This window comes from Tenacibaculum dicentrarchi (assembly GCF_964036635.1).
Taxonomy (GTDB): Bacteria; Bacteroidota; Bacteroidia; order Flavobacteriales; family Flavobacteriaceae; genus Polaribacter; species Polaribacter dicentrarchi.
Window position 1 is genome coordinate 1 of sequence record NZ_OZ038524.1, and the last position, 20,375, is coordinate 20,375.

A 20,375-nucleotide genomic window follows, 5' to 3' on the forward strand; every position below is an offset into this window, starting at 1 on the left:
TATTTTGGTGATAATTAACAATAAGACGAAAGATTAATGACTAGAAAGAAAAAAATATATAAAAAAAAGGGAAAAGTAATTAAAGACTTAACTTTAAAGATTTTCAAAATATTAAAAGAAGACACTTCAAAAACATATAATTACAAACAGATTGCAAGTAAAATTGGTATTTCTGATGGTGATGGAAAAAGCCAAGTACTTAAAAAATTAGTAGAATTATACGAAACAAAAAAAATTAAAGAAGTTGATAGAGGTAAATATCAAATAAATAACGACCGAAAATATCATATTGGAACTTTAGATGTAACATCAACAGGAAATGCATATTTTATGTCTGATGATTTTGAAAATGATATTTTTATTCCTGCAATAAATTTAGGAAAAGGATTACATCAAGATACTGTTAAAGTTTTTGTTTATAATAAAAGAAGGTCTTCTAAATTAGAAGCTGAAGTTGTTGAAATAATTGAACGTAAAAAAACAGAATTTGTAGGTATTTTACAAATGAACAAAAATTTTGGATTTGTAATTCCTGATAATCAAAAAATGCCTGTGGATTTATTTATCTCTCAAAATAAATTAAACGGAGCACAAGACGGTGAAAAAGTTGTTGTAAAAATGACTGATTGGCCACAAAATTCTAAAAATCCGTTTGGAAAAATTACACAAGTTTTAGGTAAACCAGGCGAACATGAAACCGAAATACATTCTATTTTATTAGAATATGGTTTGCCTTATGAATTTCCTGAAGAAGTAGAAAAAGAAGCCGAAAATTTACCTATTGAAATTACTGAGAACGAAATTTCAAAAAGAAGAGATATGCGTAAAGATTTAACCTTTACCATTGACCCAAAAGATGCTAAAGATTTTGATGATGCATTATCATTTACAAAATTAGAAAACGGAAATTATGAAATAGGAGTTCATATTGCCGATGTTTCGCATTATTTACAACCAAAAACTATTTTAGATGATGAAGCTTATGATAGAGCAACATCAGTTTATTTAGTAGATAGAGTAGTGCCAATGTTACCAGAAATGTTAAGTAACGGAGTTTGTTCTTTACGTCCGCATGAAGAAAAATTAACTTTTTCAGCAGTTTTTGAAATGAATGAAAAAGCTCAAATTATTAACAAATGGTTTGGTAGAACAGTAACATATTCCGACCAGCGTTTTGCTTACGAAGAAGCACAATCAATTATAGAAAACTGTAAATTATCAGAAAATATTGAAGCCTACGAAATGCCTGTAGATATTTCAATTATTGATAAAAGTTTTAAAGTAGCTCCAGAAATAGTTGAAGCTACTTTAAAACTAGATGAATTAGCCAAAAAATTACGTAAAAAACGTATGAAAGCAGGCGCAATTTCATTTGATAGAGTAGAAGTAAAGTTTGATTTAGATGAAAAAGCAAATCCTGTGGGAGTTTTCTTTAAAGAATCGAAAGATGCTAATAAACTTATTGAAGAATTTATGTTATTAGCAAACAGAAAAGTAGCCGAATTTATTGGTTTTTCTAAAGGAAAAGAAACAAAAAGTACTTTTATATATCGTACACACGATGAACCAAATATTGATAAATTAGCTTCTTTACAGAATATTATCAATAAATTTGGGTACAAAATAGATACCGAAACTAAAGAAAAAACATCACAATCTTTAAATAAATTATTAAATGATGTTCAGGGTAAAGGAGAAGCCAATATGGTAGAAACTTTAGCAATTCGTTCGATGAGTAAAGCTGCTTATACAACTCAAAATATTGGACATTATGGTTTAGCTTTTGATTATTATTCGCATTTTACATCGCCAATTCGTCGTTATCCTGATGTAATGACACACCGTTTATTACAACATTATTTAGATGGAGGAACTTCGCCAAAAGCTGATGAATATGAAGTAAAATGTAAGCACTCATCACAAATGGAAGAATTAGCTGCAAAAGCAGAACGTTCTAGCATAAAATATATGCAAATAAAGTACATGAAAGATCATCAAGATGAAGAATTTGAAGGTGTTATTTCAGGTGTTACCGAATGGGGAATTTATGTAGAAATTACTTCTAATAAATGTGAAGGAATGGTTAGAATTAGAGACATAAAAGATGATTATTATACTTTTGATGAAAAACAGTATGCCATTGTAGGACAGTCATCTAATAACATAATTCAATTAGGAGATAAAGTTGTTGTAAAGGTAAAAAATACAGATTTAGAACGTAAACATTTAGATTTTCATTTAGTATCACATTAATTTATAGATGCCAATACAATAAAAAACAGTTTTTTTCTTTATTGTATTGGTACAATTATTGGATGTATCAAGTAACTAACAATAATTATGATTAAAAAAATAATGTTTTTAAGTTTGATTTTGATGTCGTTTTTAGCAGCTGCTCAAACAACGATTACAAAAAAAATAGGTGAATTTACAGAGGTAAAAGTATTTAACGGTATTGATGTACTTTTAGTAAAATCAACAGAAAATAAAGTGGTTGTTACAGGAGAAAAAGCAGATAAGGTAACAGTTAAAAGTAAAAATAATACGTTAAAATTATCGTTAAAATTTCCTGAAACAACTGCCGATGGTACAGTTAAAGTAACGCTTTATTATCAATCAAATTTAGGTGTAATTGACGCAAATGAAGGTGCAATAATTACCGCAAAAATAATGGAACAGCCAGCAATTGAAATAAAAGCACAAGAAGGTGCTTTTATTAATATGGTTGTTAAAGTGAAACATTTAACGGTTAAAAGTTCATCGGGAGCTGTTATAAAACTTTCAGGATCAACTAAAAATCAAAATGTAACGGCTAATTTAGGAGGTATGTATCATGGGTATAATTTAACGGTAACCGACTTAAATTATGTTCGAGCAGGTTCAGGAGCTAAAGTTGAAGTAAATGCTGGTGAAACATTAGATGCTAAAGTTTCTTTTGGTGGTTCTATTTTTTATAAAGGAACTCCAGAAATTTTGAAACAAAAAAAAGTAATCGGTGGAGTAATTGAACAGCGAGTTTAATTTAGTATCTTTGTAATGTAAAATTTAATAAAATGATTTCACTTAGTATATTTTTAGGAATGATTGGACCAATGCAAATAGCTTTGGTAGTTGGATTAGCATTGTTAATGTTTGGAGGTAAAAAAATTCCAGAATTAATGAAAGGTTTAGGTACAGGAATCAAAGAATTTAAAGATGCAACTAAATCGGAAGAAGAATTAGCTGAAAAAAGTGAAGAAATTAAAAAGTCTTCTGAAGAAAAAAAATAAATAATTATTTTAGATAAAAAAACCGAAGTATCTACTTCGGTTTTTTTCATTTATAGAATTAATATATAAAGTGATTTTTAAAATTTAATTGCCGTTCCTGAGGCTGTTACCATTAGCATTCCGCCATTTGGTCCTACGGTTTCATAATCTAAATCGACACCAACAATAGCGTCTGCACCTAAAGATTTAGCTCTTTCTTGCATTTCTTGTAAAGATGTATCTTTTGCTTCTCGCAATACTTTTTCATATGAACTAGAACGTCCTCCAACAATATCTCTAATTCCTGCAAAAAAATCTTTAATAAAATTAGCTCCAATAATTGTTTCACCAGTAACAATTCCTAAATACTCTTTAGCTGGCTTATTTTCGATGTTAGGTGTTGTAGTTATAATCATAATATTATGCGTCTTTTTTAAGGTTCTTACTTTCCTTCATACTTTCGCCTATTTGATTTGTAGCTGCAAAACTAGCTACCATATCATTTAACATAGAACTTGCTGCATTTGGGTTATTTGGTAGTAAAATTAAGTTACTATTTGTATCAGCACCAATAGATTGTAATGTATCGTAATGTTGTGTAATTACAATTAATGCCGATGCTTCTTGTGAGTTAATTCCTGCTCTATTTAAAACTTCGACAGATTCTTCTAAACCACGTGCAATTTCTCTACGCTGATCAGCAATACCTTTACCTTGTAAACGTTTACTTTCTGCTTCTGCTTTAGCTCTTTCAACAATTAAAATACGTTGTGCATCACCTTCATATTGAGCCGCAGTTTTTTCTCTATCAGCAGCATTAATACGGTTCATTGCTTCTTTTACTTGTGCATCAGGGTCAATATCAGTAACTAATGTTTTAATAATATCGTATCCGTAAGTCATCATTGCTTCATTTAATTCTGATTTTACAGCAATGGCTATATCATCTTTTTTTAAGAAAACATCATCTAAAATCATTTTAGGAACTTCGGCACGAACTACATCAAATACATAAGAAGTTATTTGATCGTGAGGATAATCTAATTTATAAAATGAATCATATACTTTTTCTTTTATAACTTTATATTGAACCGATACTTTTAGTTTTACAAAAACATTATCTAATGTTTTAGTTTCAATAATTACATCTAATTGTTGAATTTTTAAACTTAATTTTCCTGCAATATTATCAACTAATGGAATTTTTAAATGTAATCCTGATTGACGAATACTGTGAAATTTACCAAAACGTTCAATAACAGCAGCTGTTTGTTGTTTGACGGTAAAAAAAGATTTTAATAAAATAATTAATCCAAAGAATATAATTGGATATAAATAAACAGACATAGTTTTAATTTTTTTAGTTAGTAATTTTAAGTATTGGTTAAAGATACTATTTATAATAGATATTTATAGAAGGTTTTTCTTTAGTTTTGTTACTAATTTTTTATTTAAAAATAATTTAAAAATCAATTATATGGAAGTTATTCAACAACATGGAACAGTAATTTTAATTTTACTTTTTTTAATTGTTACTTTTTTACAATCGGGTATTGATAAGGTTTCTGATTGGAGTGGAAATGTTGCTTTTATCAAAGAACATTTTAAAGATTCGCCATTAAAAAACTCAGTACCACTTTTATTGATGGTAATTTTAGTGATGGAATTAATTGCTGGAGCTTTTATGTTTATCGGAATTTTTAATTTGATAACAATGAATGATGCTAATTTAGCATTATTAGGAGTTCAAATTTCAGCACTCTGTTTAATTTTTCTTTTGATAGGTCAAAGACTAGCTAAAGATTATCCAGGAGCAATGTCGTTAGCAGTCTATTTTATTGTAACAGTTTTAGGAATGCACTTATTAAATAATTAAAATTTATAATAAAAAAAATAGTAATAATTTTTAATTATACAAAAAACCTCTTAAAATAATTATTTAAGAGGTTTTTTATATTTAACAATATAAATATGTGTTTATTTATTTTAAATACATAAAAACATATTTAAAATGATTTTAATTGTTTTTTATCAAAAAAATTAAAGAAGAGTACTCTCCATTTTTATTTGCTTTTATATTTGATGTTAATCCTGTAAAAAAAGCACTAATTGGTTTTGATGTATTATTTTTATATTTTTCTGATAATAAAGAAACATAAAAAGCATCAAATTTCATTGGAAGTATTTTTACAACTTTCATATTAGTAGTTGCAAATATTTTTTTTATCGCTGTTTTAGAAAAATGCCATAAATGTCTTGGAACATCATAAGCCGCCCAAAATTCTTTATACTTTTTAGCATCGTAACTTTTATAATTTGGCACTGCAATAATTAAAACACCATTTGGTTTTAATAATTTTTTTAATTGATTTGTATATTCAATTAAATTAGGAACATGCTCTAAAACATGCCAAAGAGAAATAACATCAAATTGTTCTCCTTTATAGTTTGAAATATCTTCTTGAAGTTCAATATTTTTTTTTGAAGCAAAGTTTCTAGCTTTTTCTGATGGTTCAACTCCTGATACTTTCCAATTATTTTCTTTACAAACTTTTAAAAAATCACCAGTACCAGCACCTACATCTAAAATTGTTTTTTCTTCGGATTTAAAAGAATTTATCAATTTTAATTTTTGTTTTAAAGTATGATTTTTTACTAGTTGATATACTTTATCAAACAGCGTTTTTTTACTATCAGTATGTGAAATATAAGCATCACTTACATAGTAGTTTTCTAAATTTTGAGGAACAGGTGAAGTAACAAGCATATCATATTTTTTGTTATACATTACTTCGTAACTTTCATCAGAAACCGTATGATCTATACAATTTAGTAATGGTGTAAGATTTTTGTAAAGCTCTTTTGTTGTTTCCAATTTTTTATTTTTTATGATGTTCTAAGCTGAATATTGATGCTTTATTATTGCAATAATACGTAAAAAAAAACGCTCCATAAGGAACGTTTTTTTATCATTTTTTTTAATTATTATCTTCCCATGTAAACTAATAAAACAGAAATATCACTTGGTGATACACCACTTATTCTACTAGCTTGTGATATTGAAGTTGGCTGAATTTTATTTAATTTCTCTCTAGCTTCATGTGATAATGAATGAACTTTATTAAAATCGAATTTAGCAGGAATTTTAACGTTTTCTAATCGGTTTAATTTGTCGGCATTATTTTTTTCCTTTTCAATATAACCAGAATATTTCAAGTGAATTTCAACTTGTTCAATTATTTCTTTATCTATTTCATTTTCTTGAAGATAATTTTCTAGTTTTTCAATAACTCTAAAATCATTAAATGTTAATTGTGGTCTAGTAGCAATTTTAAATAATTTAACTGATTGATTAATTAAACTAAGTCCTTTACTTTCTAAAATAGGATTTACTTCTTGTTGTTTAACACTTAAATTTTCTACAAATTTAACAAGCTCGGCTGTTTTAGTTCTCTTATTTATTACTCTATCTAACCTTTCTTTAGATGCTAAACCAAGATTATAAGCTATTTCTGTTAAACGTAAATCAGCATTATCTTGTCTTAATAACGTTCTATATTCGGCACGAGAAGTAAACATTCTGTAAGGTTCTTCTGTTCCTTTTGTAATTAAATCATCAATTAAAACTCCAATATAAGCCTCACTTCTTTTTAAGATAAAAGGTTCTTTATTTTGAGTTTTTAAAGCCGCATTTACACCTGCCATTAAACCTTGTGCAGCAGCTTCTTCGTAACCAGTAGTTCCGTTAATTTGCCCTGCAAAAAATAAATTTTCAATTAACTTAGTTTCTAAGTTGTGTTTTAATTGTGTTGGCTGAAAGAAATCATATTCAATAGCATATCCAAAACGTAAGAATTTTACATTTTCAAAACCTGCAATATGTCTAATTGCTTTGTCTTGAACATCTTCAGGTAATGAGGTAGAAAATCCGTTTACATAAATTTCTACGGTATTCCATCCTTCAGGTTCTACAAAAACTTGATGACGTTCTTTATCAGCAAAACGGTCAATTTTATCTTCTACTGATGGGCAATATCTTGGTCCTGTTGATTTAATTCTACCGTTAAACATTGGCGAACGGTCAAAACCTTCACGAAGAATATCGTGTACTTTTTGATTTGTATAGGTTAAATAACAAGAACGCTGTGTGGTTAATTTTTCAGTAATTGGCAAGTAAGAAAATTTCTCAGGATTTTCATCACCAGGTTGTTCAGTCATTTTAGAAAAATCTAAAGACCTTGCATCAACTCTTGGCGGAGTTCCTGTTTTCATCCTTCCAGCTTCAAAACCTTTTTCAACTAAATCTTCAGTAATACCAGTTGAAGCACCTTCACCAGCTCTACCACCGCCAAAGGTTTTTTCACCAATATGGATTAATCCATTTAAAAAAGTACCTGCAGTAATAATTACTGTTTTGGCTTTTATTTCTAAACCTAAGGCTGTTTTTACGCCAACAATTTTATTTTCATCAAAAATTAATCCGTTTACGGCATCTTGATAAAAATCTAAATTATCGGTTTTTTCAAGCATATTTCTCCAACATTCTGCAAATTGCATTCTGTCAGATTGTGCTCTAGGACTCCACATTGCAGGTCCTTTCGATTTGTTAAGCATCTTAAATTGAATAGCCGTTTTATCGGTTACAATTCCACTGTAACCACCTAAGGCATCAATTTCTCTTACTATTTGTCCTTTCGCAATACCACCCATAGCAGGGTTACAGCTCATTTGAGCAATATTTTGAAGATTCATTGTTATTAGTAATGTGTGCGCTCCCATGTTTGCACTTGCTGCGGCAGCTTCACTACCAGCATGTCCGCCACCTACTACAATTACATCGTATGTTGTATTAAATAAACTCATTTTTTAAAGCTGTTCCATTAGGAACGATTTTAGTTTAAATTTAAAAGTTTTAAAGAATCATTTTCTTTACTACGCATTATTTGTTTTTCTTCATCCGTTTTATCTTTGTATTTCATGTAGTGCAATACGCCATGAATAATAACTCGGTGCAATTCGTTTTCAAATAATACATTAAACTCTTCTGCATTTTCTTTTACTCTTTCAATCGAAATAAAAATATCTCCACCAACTAATTTTCCTAAGGTATAATCGAAACTGATAATATCTGTTAAGGTATCATGTTGTAAAAACTCCACATTCATTTTATGTAAATAGGTGTCATCACAAAAAACATAGTTTATTTCTCCTAATTCAAAACCCTCTTTTTCGATACAATTTAAAATCCATTGTGCCGTTTTTTCTTCATTTTTTAGTTGAAAATCGGTTTCGTAATTAAATTCAATCATGTTATTTTAGTTGTTTAAAAATAATATTTTTAAGTATTATTTGTTGCTTTTAGGAAGGCTAAAATACTGTTGTACCTTCTTTTTATAATCAGGTTGCAAAGGTAATGATTGTCTGTTTAATATTTCTGTTTGGTTATAAAACAACTTTTTAAACTTTAATTTTTTGATATTTTTGCTATAAAACTCCTTTAAATTAGTGTCAGATTTTCGTTTTTTACCTTTATTTTGTTCAAAAGTAGCTTTATCTAATTTCAGTAATTGATAATTTAATTGCTGCATTCTGTCAATATTTTTTTGGGTAAAACCTTTTTCTAAAATGTCGTTTTCTAGCTGTTCCATTTTTTTTATGGCTTTTTTAGCATTCCCATTTCCGCCTTTTCCATTTTTATTTTGTTGAAGCGCCTTTTCTAATTGCTGTCTTAATTGGGCTTGTTCTTTATAAATTTGATATAATTCGTCATTTAGTTTTTCACTTTCGCCGTTACCTTTTTTATTTCCGCCTTCTTTTTTTCCTGATTTATTTCCTTTCTTTTTGCCTCCTTTTTCATCTTTAGGTTTTCCTCCTTTTTTCATTCCATCTTTCATTTTTTTCATTAATTCGCTTTGCTTTTTAATGATGTCGGGCAGGCTAAAAGATTTTCCTTTTCCCTTACCTTTTCCTTTGCCAGGTTTCGGGTTTTTCATGGCATCAAGCGCGTTGCTTAGCATATCGGCTAAGGTATTTGCGGCAGTCATAATATAGCGCTGACTTGTAATACCTTGTCGAAATTTATTATCGGCAAAACTTTCTAAAGATTCATTTAAATTATAATGAGCTAAAGAAAGTTGGTCTTGAATTTTTGAAGATATTTTAGGATTTTTCATTGATAAAACAAATAAACTATCATCAATATGTTCAAAATAAGTTTTAAGTTGAAATTGCTTTTGTAAATTTTTTCCGAAATTAGGATGTGCCGAATTACTTTTTGAAAACATATTCATTAAATCTTCTTGGTTAAAAGAAAACATAATTAAATTTTCTAAAACCTGACGTAAACCTTCCATGTTTTCTTCTTCAGATTCGGCACTCATTTGTTGCATTGATTTTTGCATTTTTTGAGACATTTCATCCATTTTATCAGAAGCTTTTTTCTGATTTTTTTTCGATTCAGATTCGTTTTTCTTTTCTAAATTTTCTTTTGCTTTGTTTAATTCTTTTTGAGCTTGTTTTGCTAAATCTTCCATTTTTGGAATTTCCATTGGAGATTTTAAATTTTTATTATCTTTTTTAAGTTCGTTTAGCTCTTTTTTAATTTTCTGAAAATCGTTGTTTATCTTTTGTTGTTCTTCTTTTATTTTTTCAATATTATTTTTTTCGGAAGCTTTTTTATTAGCTTCTTTAGATGTTTCTTTTTTACTTAAATCTTTTTGTTTTTTTGATAAATCTTTTAAATTATCAGCTATTTTTTGCATTTTTTGTTCCATATAAAAACGCTTGGTCATTTCTAAAATACGCTCTAAACTTTTTTCTTGCTGTTTGTTTTGTTCGGCTAATTCTTTAGTTTTTTTCAGTAAATCTTCTCTATTTAATTTTTCGGCTAACTTTTCAAGTTCGTCTAGTAATTTTTGTTGTTTATCTAATTTTTTAAGCTCTTCAATTCGTTTTTTTAAGTCTTCTTTCTTTTCTTTTAAGGCTTCATTTTTCTCTTTTTTCTCCGAAAAATTTTCTTTTAAATTATCAGTTTGTCGTTGCATCATTTTTTTATATTGATTTTGACGCTTAATTAAACTTTCAATTTTTTTCTGATTATTCCAGTTTACATTTTTCTTATTTTGAAGCTCAAACTGAATTTTTTCTAATGATTTTTTATCTTCTTTTTGCTTACTTAAAGACTTTTCTAAATTTTGAATATGATTACGTTGTTCTTGTAAAAGTTCCGTTTCAATTTGATTTTTTGTTTTTTGTCGATAAGAAAATTTCTGACTTTTAGTTTTTTTACTACCGTTAATAATATCGTTATCAAATACTTGAAAATACATTTCGTAGTTAACTCCTTTTTGTAAATTCAAGTTATCAGGAAATTCAAAAAAGAAGGTTTGTAAGGTGTTTTTAGTAAGTTCTATTCTTTTAATTTTTTGATTTTGTTGACTATTGTTTTTATCATAATAAACTAATTCTAATTTTTTGAAACCATAATCATCAGAAATTTGCCCTACAAACTGTGCATTTCCACGCGATATACTATCAATATTAGATTTTACATTAATTGTCGGATATTCATCTTTAGTAACTCCAATCGAAAATTGTAATTTTTCGTAATCTTTTAAATTTTTATTGGTCGTTGTAATTTGATAATTGAGTGCCTTTTTTACTTGTTTTTTAAATTGAAATTTATTTTTAGTATCCTTTAAAAAAGCAAAACGTTTGTTCTTTGAAAGTAAATGAACACTATCAGTTTCAGAAGTTTTAACTGCCCATTTTACAATTGTTCCTTGTGGAACAATTATATTTCCTGTGTTTTTAATGATTTCATTTTTCTTTTTGATATAGTTCGGATAGGTTAAATGCAATGAAATATTTTGAATCGAAGGCGTATTTATTATCGATATTTTAAAAATATCCGAAGTAATGCCATTTGCACTTGCATAAAAATCAATAGGATTTTGTACTTGTGTAAAAGTATAAGAAAACAAACCATTTCCTTCATTTTTGAAGAAATATTGTTGTTTATTAAAATGAATCTTCACTTCTTCAGGAACAGTTTTTCCTGTTATTTGTACGTACACAGTAATGTCTTTTTCTTTAATAACAGTCAAGTTTTTTGAGGTGATATTAAAGTAAAAAGGCGCAGGAGCTTTATAAGCTACCGAATGATTTACCACTCGATTAAAACTTTCAGATAATTGTTTAGAAGTACCTGTTAAAAAAAATAATCCCCAAATAATTAGCGGAATTAACACATATTTTAAGTAGCGAATATTAGTTTTAAAATCGATTGCTTTGTTAAAAGAAACAGGTTGTATTTCTTCTGATTTTTGATTGATACTAGCTATTAATAAATCAGATTTAGTATTATTTTGATTTAATTGCAGCAGATTTAATAGTTTATCTTGTATTTCAGGAAAATGACTTCCTATTATTTTTGATGCTTCTTCAAAAGAAATTCCTTGTTTTAATCCTATAATTTTAAATATAGGAAAACATATAAAACGTATCAATAAAAATAATTGTACAAAAATAAATAACCAGAATAATAAAGTTCTTGCATTGGGTTTAAGCCATAAAAAATGCTCTATAAATAGCGTAAATAAAAGGTATATTAAACCTAAAGAAATAAATAAAATGCTTCCTTTTATTAATTCGCTTGTATAGTATTTTTTACTAAACAGCTGTAATTTTTGTTCTATTGTATTAAAGTTTGCCATATTATTGAATACATAGTGTTATGTAAAAAACAGAACATCTATAAACGAATTTTAAATTACGTGTTTTTTTCTGTATTTTAGACAAAAATTTTATTTAAAAAAAAATATATGAAAAAATTAATGATTTTAGCTGTAGTAGCTGTAGTATCTATTTCTTGTAAAACAAGTAGGTATTTAGGAGATATAGGACAACACAATCAAACTCAAGTTGTTTTAAATCAAGCTAATTTTAAGTGTTTAGGGTCTTTTTCAGGAGAATCTTATTCAAAAAAGAAAAAATTTAATTTTAAAAATAATGAAGGTGCATTAGTACAAGCAAAACTTAATTTAATTGAAAATGCAAAAAATGCAGGAGTAGAATTAACAGGAAGTAGAGCTTTGATAAATATAACTACTGATATTATAGAACATGATACAAAAGTCCTTACAAGAGTAACTGCAGAGATTATTGAGTTTACAAAATAATTTTTTAAAAAAATTAGAAAAAAGAGATAATTAATAAAGTTATCTCTTTTTGTATTTTATTTTCTAACTAAAGATACACTATTTTATAATAAAATTAGATTATCAACTATATTTGTAGCTTCAAATCAACAAAAAATGACTGATAACGTAAGAGTACGCTTTGCTCCTAGCCCAACAGGACCTTTACATATTGGTGGTGTAAGAACTGCTTTATTTAACTATTTATTCGCTAAAAAATATAACGGAACTTTTGTGTTACGTATTGAAGATACTGACCAAACTCGTTATGTTAAAAATGCCGAACAATATATAGTTGATGCTTTAGAATGGTGTAATATACCTTTTGATGAAGGACCAAATAATAATGAAAAATTCGGACCTTACCGTCAGTCAGAACGTAAAGAACTATATAAAGAATATGCCGATATTTTATTAAAAAATGGTTGGGCTTATTATGCGTTTGATACTGATGAAGAGTTAGATGCACATCGTAAAAACCATGAAGAAAACGGAAAAACGTTTACTTATAATTGGCATAATCGTGAGAAATTAAACAGTTCATTAGCACTTTCATCTGAAGAAGTTGAAGCTAAATTAGCTGCGGGCGATAAATATGTTGTTCGTTTTAAAACGCCACAAGATGAAACCTTGATTTTAGAAGATGAAATCCGTGGAAAAATTAAAATTGATACCAATGTTTTAGATGATAAGGTATTGTTTAAATCGGATGGAATGCCAACCTATCATTTAGCAAATATTGTTGATGACCATTTAATGGAAATTTCGCACGTTATTCGTGGTGAAGAATGGTTACCATCAATGGCATTACATATTTTATTATATCGTGCTTTTGATTGGAAAGCTCCAAAATTTGCACATTTACCTTTAATTTTAAAACCTGTAGGAAAAGGAAAATTAAGTAAACGTGATGGTGATAAATTAGGATTTCCTGTATTTCCATTAGAATATACCAATGAACAAACTGCTGATATTTCAAGAGGATATAAAGAAGACGGTTATTTTAACGATGCTTTTATAAATATGTTAGCTTTATTAGGATGGAATCCTGGTACGGAGCAAGAAATTTTTTCATTAGAAGAATTAGTTGAAGCTTTTGATTTAAGTAGAGTTAGTAAATCAGGAGCGAAATTTAGTCCAGACAAAACAAAGTGGTTTAATCAGCAATATTTACAGACAAAATCTGATGAAGAATTAACCGCTTTATATATTCCTATTCTTGAAGAAAAAGGAATTACTGCGGATGAAAATTTCACTCAAAAAATAGTATCATTAATAAAAGAGCGTGCTACGTTTGTTGCTGATTTTTGGGAATTATCCAATTTTTTCTTTGAAAATCCATCAGCATATGATGAAAAAGCAGCCAAAAAACAATGGAAAGAAACTACTAGCGAATTAATGCAAGAATTAATTACCGTAATTTCTAGCATTGAAGATTTTACCATAGAAAACGCTCAAACTGAAATTAAAGGATGGATAACATCAAAAGAAATTGGTTTTGGTAAAGTAATGCAACCGCTTCGTTTAAGTTTAGTAGGTAAATTAGCAGGTCCTGATTTATTTGATATCATGACAATGATTGGAAAAGAAAATACGATTGCAAGAATTAAAAATGCCATCGAAAAGTTATCATAATAAGATAATAAATATAAAACGCCACTTTATAAAGTGGCGTTTTTTAGTATAAAAATAGTTATTAATATTTATTATAATAACAATCAGGTCTTGATTGTGACCCATTACGATTACGGTTATTAGCGTTCCAATTAAGGTTAAACACAACCGATAAAGTAGTTTGAATATGCGAACGCATACTTTGATAACTATCAAAAGAATGCTTGTAATATAGTTGCGGATTTAAACCAATTCTGTCGGTAAACCAATAAATACCACCCGCTCCAATATTTAAGGTAGGAGTTGCTTTTAATTCAGAGTCAACAATACTTCCACCTGTAAAAATATAGGGGCTAAATTTATCGAAAATTGCATTAAAATTATAACGTAATGAAGCATCCATAGAAAAATAACGAACTTCATTTTCCATAAAACCCACATTGTCAATCGTATTTACTGACATCGCTCCATTAACTGATAAACGTTTACTAATTGGCACGGTTAAATTAAGTACTGGTACTTGAAACATATTGGTATCACCAATAAAAGCGGCATTCGATTCATTAAAATGTGTAATACCCATACCAATACCTATTTGCCATGAATCATTTAAATTTTGTGAACATAAATTGATTGAAAAACCAAGGAGTACAGTAAGTATAACTTTATTTATCATTTAAAGAGGGGTTGTTTTGAAAAAATTATTAATTATAATATCATTTAAATAGTATTTACTTTTTTAATAGCAGTTGTAAAATCTTCTAAATCATTATCATTATTTATTAAATGAATTGCTTCATCACAAACCTTTTCTACGTTATCGGTAGGAAATTGTAAGGCAACAGCAATCTTTTGCATAAGAGTTACTTCTTTTTTATCTACATGCTCATCAGCAAAAACCATTTTGGTTAAACGATATAAACGCTCAATACGCTCGTCATAACTCACAGGAGGGTTTACAGGATATTTTTCAGGACTTTTTAAAACTGCCGTATATTCTGTTTGGTCAATGTTTAATTTTTTTGCAACTCTTTCTAATAATTGTTGTTCTTTTTCTGAAATAGTGCCATCAGTTTTTGCAATTTTTACAACACTTGCAAAGTGTCCTATTTCTTGTTTGTGTTTTCCTGTAGAATATAAATCTGATATTGACATTTTTTTATTTTTTAATAATTAAAATTAAGTATTCATTATTTAGGATACAAAGATGAAAAAAAAGTCACGAAAAACAATTTATGAAACTCAAGAAATATACGAATATTTTTCTGTTATTTTTTGTAAAATAATCTTTTTTTGATAAAATATTAAGATATAACTGATATCTACTTTTATTTTTTCAGATAAATTATAAAGTAACGTATTTTTACCTATTGACAAGATATAAAATATAATCGTTAAACATCAATAAAATGAAAATACTTCATACTGCCGATTGGCATTTAGGACATCGATTACACGAACAATCGCAATTAGCAGAGCAAACATTATTTTTAAATTGGATAGAAAATTATATTATTGATGAAAAAATAGATTTGCTTTTAATTTCAGGAGATGTTTTTGATACCGGTTCGCCCTCAAATCAAAGTTTAGCGATGTATTATAATTTTTTGGTAAAACTTCAAAAAACTTCCTGTAAAAATATCATTATTACAGGCGGAAATCATGATTCACCAGGAACTTTAAACGCTCCTAAAGAATTATTAAATGCCTTATCGATAAAAGTAGTTGGTAAAGCCACCGAAAATAGTGCGGATGAGGTTTTTGAAATAACTATAAATAATGAAAAAGTAATTATTGGAGCTGTTCCGTATTTACGTGATGGCGATATCAGGCGTGCCGTAGCTGGTGAATCGTTTGATGATTTAACCGATAAATATAAAAAAGCTTTAATCAATCATTATCAAGAAATAGCTATTGAATGTGAAAAAATAAATACCAGCAATGCACCCGTTATTGCCATGGGACATTTATTTGCTACGGGCGGTTCGGTTTCTGACAGCGAACAAAATATTTATGTAGGAACGCTGGGGCATATCGGTGCCGAAGATTTTCCAACGTATTTTGATTATGTAGCTTTAGGACATTTACACAGACCGCAAATAGTTGGCGAAAATGATAAAATTAGATATTCAGGTTCTCCAAATATTTTAAGTTTTAGTGAACTTAATTATGATAAAAAAATTATTGTTTTAGAAGTATCAGCAAATAAAATCACCAATATTGAAGATATTATCATTCCTAATTTTAGAGAATTTTACAAACTAAAAGGAAGTATGGAAGATTGTATCGCTAAATTTCCGAGTATCATTTCCAATTCGTATCAATTAAAACCTTGGATAGAAATTGTTTTAGATGAAGATAATACCATACAAACTGATGAATTAAAAATAGCTTCCGAATCATACGATTTTGAAATATTAAAAATCAGCTTAAAAAATCAACGAAAAATAAAAGGAATTGAAGAATTATTAGCAGATGCAACCTCCATAAAAGAATTAGTTCCTACCGAAGTTTTTAAATTAAAGTGTGAAGAAATGGATTTTGATTTAGAAGAAAATCAGCAAGTTTGGGATGCTTTTAATGAAGTTTTACAAGCAGTTAAAAAACAATAATAATTCAAAAAAAAATCAATAAAAATTTGTTATGAAAATTTTAAAGATAACATTACAAAATATAAACTCCTTAAAATCAGAAACTCCAATTGTTATCGATTTTGAAAATGAAAACTTTAAAGATGTTGGTTTATACGCTATAACAGGAGTTACAGGAGCAGGAAAAACGACAATTTTAGATGCAATTACAATTGCTTTGTATCATAATATTCCTCGTTTTAAAGGAACAAAAGGAACTTTAATTGATGTTGTTAGTCATGGTGCAAATGATGCTTTTACTAGTGTTACTTTCGAAAATAATAATTTTATTTATGAAGGATATTGGGGCATACGATTAGCAAATAAAGCAGGAGTTCTTTTAAAAAATCCTATTGAAACAGTTAGTTTAAAAAATTTATCTACCGAGAAAATAATAGCAAATCAGAAAAGAAAATATATTGAAGAAGTTGAAAAAGTAACGCAATTAGATTACAATCAATTTTTACGATCTGTACTCTTAGCTCAAGGTGAATTCGCATCTTTTTTATCAGCAAAAGGTCCTGAAAAAGGAAAATTATTAGAGCAAATTACTGGCGAACAAATCTATAAAAAAATAGGTGAAGAAATTTTAAATAGAAAATCATCCGAAGAAAAAAAATTAGCTATAATTAAAGGTAAAATAAATGCTGATGATATTTTATCAAAAGAAGAAAAAGAAGAATTATCACAAAAATCAGCAATTTTATCAACCGATATTGCTAAAAATGAACAAGAAATAGTAAAAATTGCAGCTGTTATCAATTGGTATATAAATTATCAAAAATTACTTGATAAAGATGTAACTCTGGAAAAAGAAACTCAAAAACTATCTCTTTTTGTTGATGATTATAAACAAGAATTAAGCTTATTATCTTTAGATGAAAAAGCATCTCCTTTTATAGAATTGATTCAAAATTTTAAAAGAAATGATAAAAATATTTTTGATAAAAAGAATCAAGTTGAAAAAATAGAAAAGGAATTAAAAGAGCTTATACCTAAAATTAAAAATTTAGAAAATCAAGTTAAAAATGAAACAATAGCTTTAGAAAATACAGATAAAGAATTTAAAATTTGGTTGCCAAAATTTAATGAAATTACAAACTTAGATGCTCAGTTAAAAAATGAAATTGATATTACTTTTCAATCATCTAAAAAATTAAATGAGTTAAAAGAAGAAATTACAAAGTTTAAAAATAAAGAAAATAAGCTACAATCAGATTTAGATAAAATAAAAGGAAATATTAAAATTGATGAAAATAAATTACATCAAAATAAATTTTTATTAGAAGTTAAAAATCATATTTCTAGTTGGAATTCAGAGTTAATTACTTTAAAAGCACATAAAAAAACTTTAAAAGAAAATGCTTTTTTTATTGATGGAAAAAATGAAGAAGTAAAAAAAATAAAGACATCTTTAAAAGAAAAAACTGATTATTTATCTAAAGAAAATATCGAAATTGAAAAGTTTGAAAAAGAAATTTTAGTTATAAAAACAAAGTTATCAAAAAATAAAATTGCTGATTTATTAGCAAATCAAAAAACACTTTCTACATCAGAGAATAATTGGAAAGAACTTAAAAATTTATCTGAAGAAATTCTGAAAAATGAGAAAGAACAATCTGAAAAAACAACTCAAAAAGCAAATTTATCAACTGAATTAATCAATTGTAAAGAAAAAATTGAAAGTCTTAAAACTGATATTTCAAAACAAGAAATATCAGTTAAAGATGCTGAAAAAATTCTGAATTTAGAAAAAAGTATCGCTAATTACGAGGCCGACCGTAAAAAATTAAAAAAAGGTGAACCTTGTGGTTTATGTGGTTCAGAAGAACATCCGTTTGCAGAAAAGTTGGAAGTTGTTGGCGTTTCAGAATCTGAAAAAATATTTATCGAAAGAAAAAATATTTTAAAAAATTTAGAAGAATCAAAAGTAGCTTTAAAGATAAAAGAAACAGCATTAAATATAAATACTGAAGCTTTACAAACTCAAATAAATTCAATTTTAGAAGTTGTAAAAAAACTGAAATTAAAATCAAAAACTTTAAATATTGATTGTGATTTAACAAATATTTCTAAAATTGATTTTGAATTAAATTCAATCTCAGAAAAACTAAAAATACTTGCTGATAATTTAAAAAATACGCAACAATTACAAATTGATAAAGACAGTTTATCTAAAAAAATTGAATCAAAGAAAAACGAAATAAATACACTTAAAACAGAAGTTGTAAGACTCACAGAGAAAAATAAAAATGCAACCGAAGAAATAATATCTAAAGAAAAGATAACGGATGATTTAAGGAGTATTTGTAACAACTTAAAAAATACTTTAAAAACGAATTTGGCTGAATTTAAGTACGAATTACCAACTATAAATCAGGCTGATTTATTTATCGAAAATATTGAGAAATCTGTTACTAAATACTTAAAAATTCAACAAAATTTAGAAGCTTTAAAATCCGAAGAGAAAGTAAATAATCTTGATTTAGAAAATACTAAAAAACAAGTAGGAAATTATATAAAAACTCAAAATGAGTTTCTTCAAAAAAAATCAGCATCTGAAAATAATACGAAGCTTTTAAAAGAAAAACGAAATAGTATTTTACCTCTTGAAATGAGCATAGAAAAAAAGCGTGAAAATTTACAATTAAGATGTAAAGAAGCGTCAATAAAACTAGAAGAAAGTAAAAAGTATTTACAGAAATTATCAGAAGATAAATCAGCAAAAGAAGCGTTAAAAGTTAAAAATAATCAAGATTTTAAGGTTTTATCCGAAGAAATAAAAAGCTTAGAAATTGATTTTAAGAATCAACTAAAAAATAGTGATTTTGAGTCGAAAGAAGCAATTGAAAATGCTTTGCTATCAAAAGAAATTAAAGAAAAATATATTCGAAATAAAGAAGAAATCAACAAAAAACAAGTTGAATTAAAAACGTTAAAAGAAGAGAATATAAAAGCAAAAGAATCTTTAAATAACCATAAAAACTTTGAAATTTCAGAGGAAGATAGCAAACTAAAATTAGCCGATTTTCAACAAAAAAATAAAGAATATTTAACGGAAAAAGGGGAAATATCAGAAGCTTTTAGAAAAGATAAAGAAATAGAAGATAGGAATAAAGAAGTGTATCAAAAAATTGATGCGCAAACTAAAATTTGTAACGTTTGGAAAGAGTTATTTAAAATTATCGGGAACTCAAAAGATGCGTTTAATGTGTATGTACAACGTTTAACTTTAAAGCATTTATTAGACCTTGCCAATGTTCATTTGTACAAATTGAACAAGCGTTATTCCTTAAAAATGGAGGATTTATACAAGCCAAAAGAGGAGCTTAATTTTAATTTAATTGACCATTATCAAACTGACCAATCTCGTTTGGTAGATACTTCGAGTGGTGGCGAAAAGTTTATTATTAGTTTGGCGTTGGCGTTAGGTTTATCGGATTTGGCGAGTAAAAATGTCAAAATTGATTCGCTTTTTATTGATGAAGGTTTCGGAACTTTAGACAGCAATACGCTTGAAACGGTAATATCAACCTTAGAAACTTTACAAGCACAGGGAAAAATGATTGGGATTATATCGCACGTTGAAAACCTGAAAGAACGTATTCCGACGCAAATACAAATAACCAAAAAAAGTAACGGTGTTAGTGTTTTAGATGTTGTGTAATAAAATATTTAAAAAAATA

Annotated in this window: 16 protein-coding genes; 8 read left to right on the forward strand and 8 right to left on the reverse strand. The window is 27.4% G+C overall.

Annotated elements, in window-relative coordinates; translation table 11 throughout:
- The first annotated feature begins 36 nt into the window (after positions 1-36).
- The 3 genes from rnr to ABNT14_RS00015 all read left to right on the forward strand — a co-directional run bounded on the left by rnr (position 37) and on the right by ABNT14_RS00015 (position 3,269).
- Positions 37-2,253: a ribonuclease R gene (gene rnr, locus ABNT14_RS00005; protein ID WP_101902194.1), complete on the forward strand. Its 2,217-nt coding sequence runs from the start codon at positions 37-39 to the stop codon at positions 2,251-2,253.
- Between the two features lie 87 nt (positions 2,254-2,340).
- Positions 2,341-3,021, forward strand: coding sequence for a head GIN domain-containing protein (locus ABNT14_RS00010; protein WP_232114075.1), 681 nt, complete (start codon positions 2,341-2,343; stop codon positions 3,019-3,021).
- 32 nt (positions 3,022-3,053) lie between these two features.
- Entirely contained in the window at positions 3,054-3,269 is a 216-nt protein-coding gene (locus ABNT14_RS00015) for a Sec-independent protein translocase subunit TatA/TatB (protein ID WP_101902193.1), read from the forward strand.
- A gap of 77 nt (positions 3,270-3,346) precedes the next feature.
- Here ABNT14_RS00015 and ABNT14_RS00020 read toward each other — a convergent pair whose 3' ends face one another.
- Together ABNT14_RS00020 and ABNT14_RS00025 are read right to left on the reverse strand one after the other, a co-directional pair.
- Positions 3,347-3,664: a heavy metal-binding domain-containing protein gene (locus tag ABNT14_RS00020; RefSeq protein WP_101902192.1), complete on the reverse strand. Its 318-nt coding sequence runs from the start codon at positions 3,662-3,664 to the stop codon at positions 3,347-3,349.
- 4 nt (positions 3,665-3,668) lie between these two features.
- Complete coding sequence (locus ABNT14_RS00025) at positions 3,669-4,595, reverse strand: SPFH domain-containing protein (protein WP_101902191.1); 927 nt, start codon at positions 4,593-4,595, stop codon at positions 3,669-3,671.
- Positions 4,596-4,725: 130 nt separating this feature from the next.
- Between ABNT14_RS00025 and ABNT14_RS00030 the strand changes: the two genes are divergently transcribed.
- Positions 4,726-5,124 carry a DoxX family membrane protein gene (locus ABNT14_RS00030; RefSeq protein ID WP_101902190.1) on the forward strand — a complete coding sequence of 133 codons (399 nt, stop codon included), beginning with the start codon at positions 4,726-4,728 and terminating at the stop codon, positions 5,122-5,124.
- Positions 5,125-5,265: 141 nt separating this feature from the next.
- On the opposite strand, the gene ABNT14_RS00035 is transcribed toward ABNT14_RS00030, so the two are convergent.
- The 4 genes from ABNT14_RS00035 to ABNT14_RS00050 all read right to left on the reverse strand — a co-directional run bounded on the left by ABNT14_RS00035 (position 5,266) and on the right by ABNT14_RS00050 (position 11,962).
- On the reverse strand, positions 5,266-6,123 hold the full coding sequence (locus ABNT14_RS00035) for a class I SAM-dependent methyltransferase (RefSeq protein WP_232175814.1): 858 nt from the start codon (positions 6,121-6,123) through the stop codon (positions 5,266-5,268).
- Between the two features lie 110 nt (positions 6,124-6,233).
- On the reverse strand, positions 6,234-8,111 hold the full coding sequence (gene mnmG / locus ABNT14_RS00040) for a tRNA uridine-5-carboxymethylaminomethyl(34) synthesis enzyme MnmG (RefSeq protein ID WP_101902189.1): 1,878 nt from the start codon (positions 8,109-8,111) through the stop codon (positions 6,234-6,236).
- A gap of 29 nt (positions 8,112-8,140) precedes the next feature.
- Positions 8,141-8,557, reverse strand: a complete 417-nt coding sequence (gene ybeY, locus ABNT14_RS00045; protein ID WP_101902188.1) for an rRNA maturation RNase YbeY — start codon at positions 8,555-8,557, stop codon at positions 8,141-8,143.
- Between the two features lie 36 nt (positions 8,558-8,593).
- Positions 8,594-11,962 carry a DUF4175 family protein gene (locus tag ABNT14_RS00050; protein WP_101902187.1) on the reverse strand — a complete coding sequence of 1,123 codons (3,369 nt, stop codon included), beginning with the start codon at positions 11,960-11,962 and terminating at the stop codon, positions 8,594-8,596.
- Between the two features lie 108 nt (positions 11,963-12,070).
- Here ABNT14_RS00050 and ABNT14_RS00055 point away from each other — a divergent pair, with 108 nt between their 5' ends.
- Together ABNT14_RS00055 and gltX are read left to right on the forward strand one after the other, a co-directional pair.
- Positions 12,071-12,427 carry a DUF6567 family protein gene (locus tag ABNT14_RS00055; RefSeq protein ID WP_101902186.1) on the forward strand — a complete coding sequence of 119 codons (357 nt, stop codon included), beginning with the start codon at positions 12,071-12,073 and terminating at the stop codon, positions 12,425-12,427.
- Between the two features lie 135 nt (positions 12,428-12,562).
- Entirely contained in the window at positions 12,563-14,080 is a 1,518-nt protein-coding gene (gene gltX, locus ABNT14_RS00060; RefSeq protein ID WP_101902185.1) for a glutamate--tRNA ligase, read from the forward strand.
- Between the two features lie 61 nt (positions 14,081-14,141).
- Here gltX and ABNT14_RS00065 read toward each other — a convergent pair whose 3' ends face one another.
- Both ABNT14_RS00065 and ABNT14_RS00070 read right to left on the reverse strand, forming a co-directional pair.
- Complete coding sequence (locus ABNT14_RS00065) at positions 14,142-14,735, reverse strand: hypothetical protein (RefSeq protein ID WP_101902184.1); 594 nt, start codon at positions 14,733-14,735, stop codon at positions 14,142-14,144.
- A 44-nt stretch (positions 14,736-14,779) separates the two neighbouring features.
- Positions 14,780-15,214 carry a TerB family tellurite resistance protein gene (locus ABNT14_RS00070; protein WP_101902183.1) on the reverse strand — a complete coding sequence of 145 codons (435 nt, stop codon included), beginning with the start codon at positions 15,212-15,214 and terminating at the stop codon, positions 14,780-14,782.
- A gap of 254 nt (positions 15,215-15,468) precedes the next feature.
- Here ABNT14_RS00070 and ABNT14_RS00075 point away from each other — a divergent pair, with 254 nt between their 5' ends.
- Both ABNT14_RS00075 and ABNT14_RS00080 read left to right on the forward strand, forming a co-directional pair.
- Positions 15,469-16,671 carry an exonuclease SbcCD subunit D C-terminal domain-containing protein gene (locus ABNT14_RS00075; protein ID WP_101902182.1) on the forward strand — a complete coding sequence of 401 codons (1,203 nt, stop codon included), beginning with the start codon at positions 15,469-15,471 and terminating at the stop codon, positions 16,669-16,671.
- Between the two features lie 31 nt (positions 16,672-16,702).
- Complete coding sequence (locus tag ABNT14_RS00080) at positions 16,703-20,356, forward strand: AAA family ATPase (protein WP_101902181.1); 3,654 nt, start codon at positions 16,703-16,705, stop codon at positions 20,354-20,356.
- Positions 20,357-20,375: the final 19 nt, after the last annotated feature.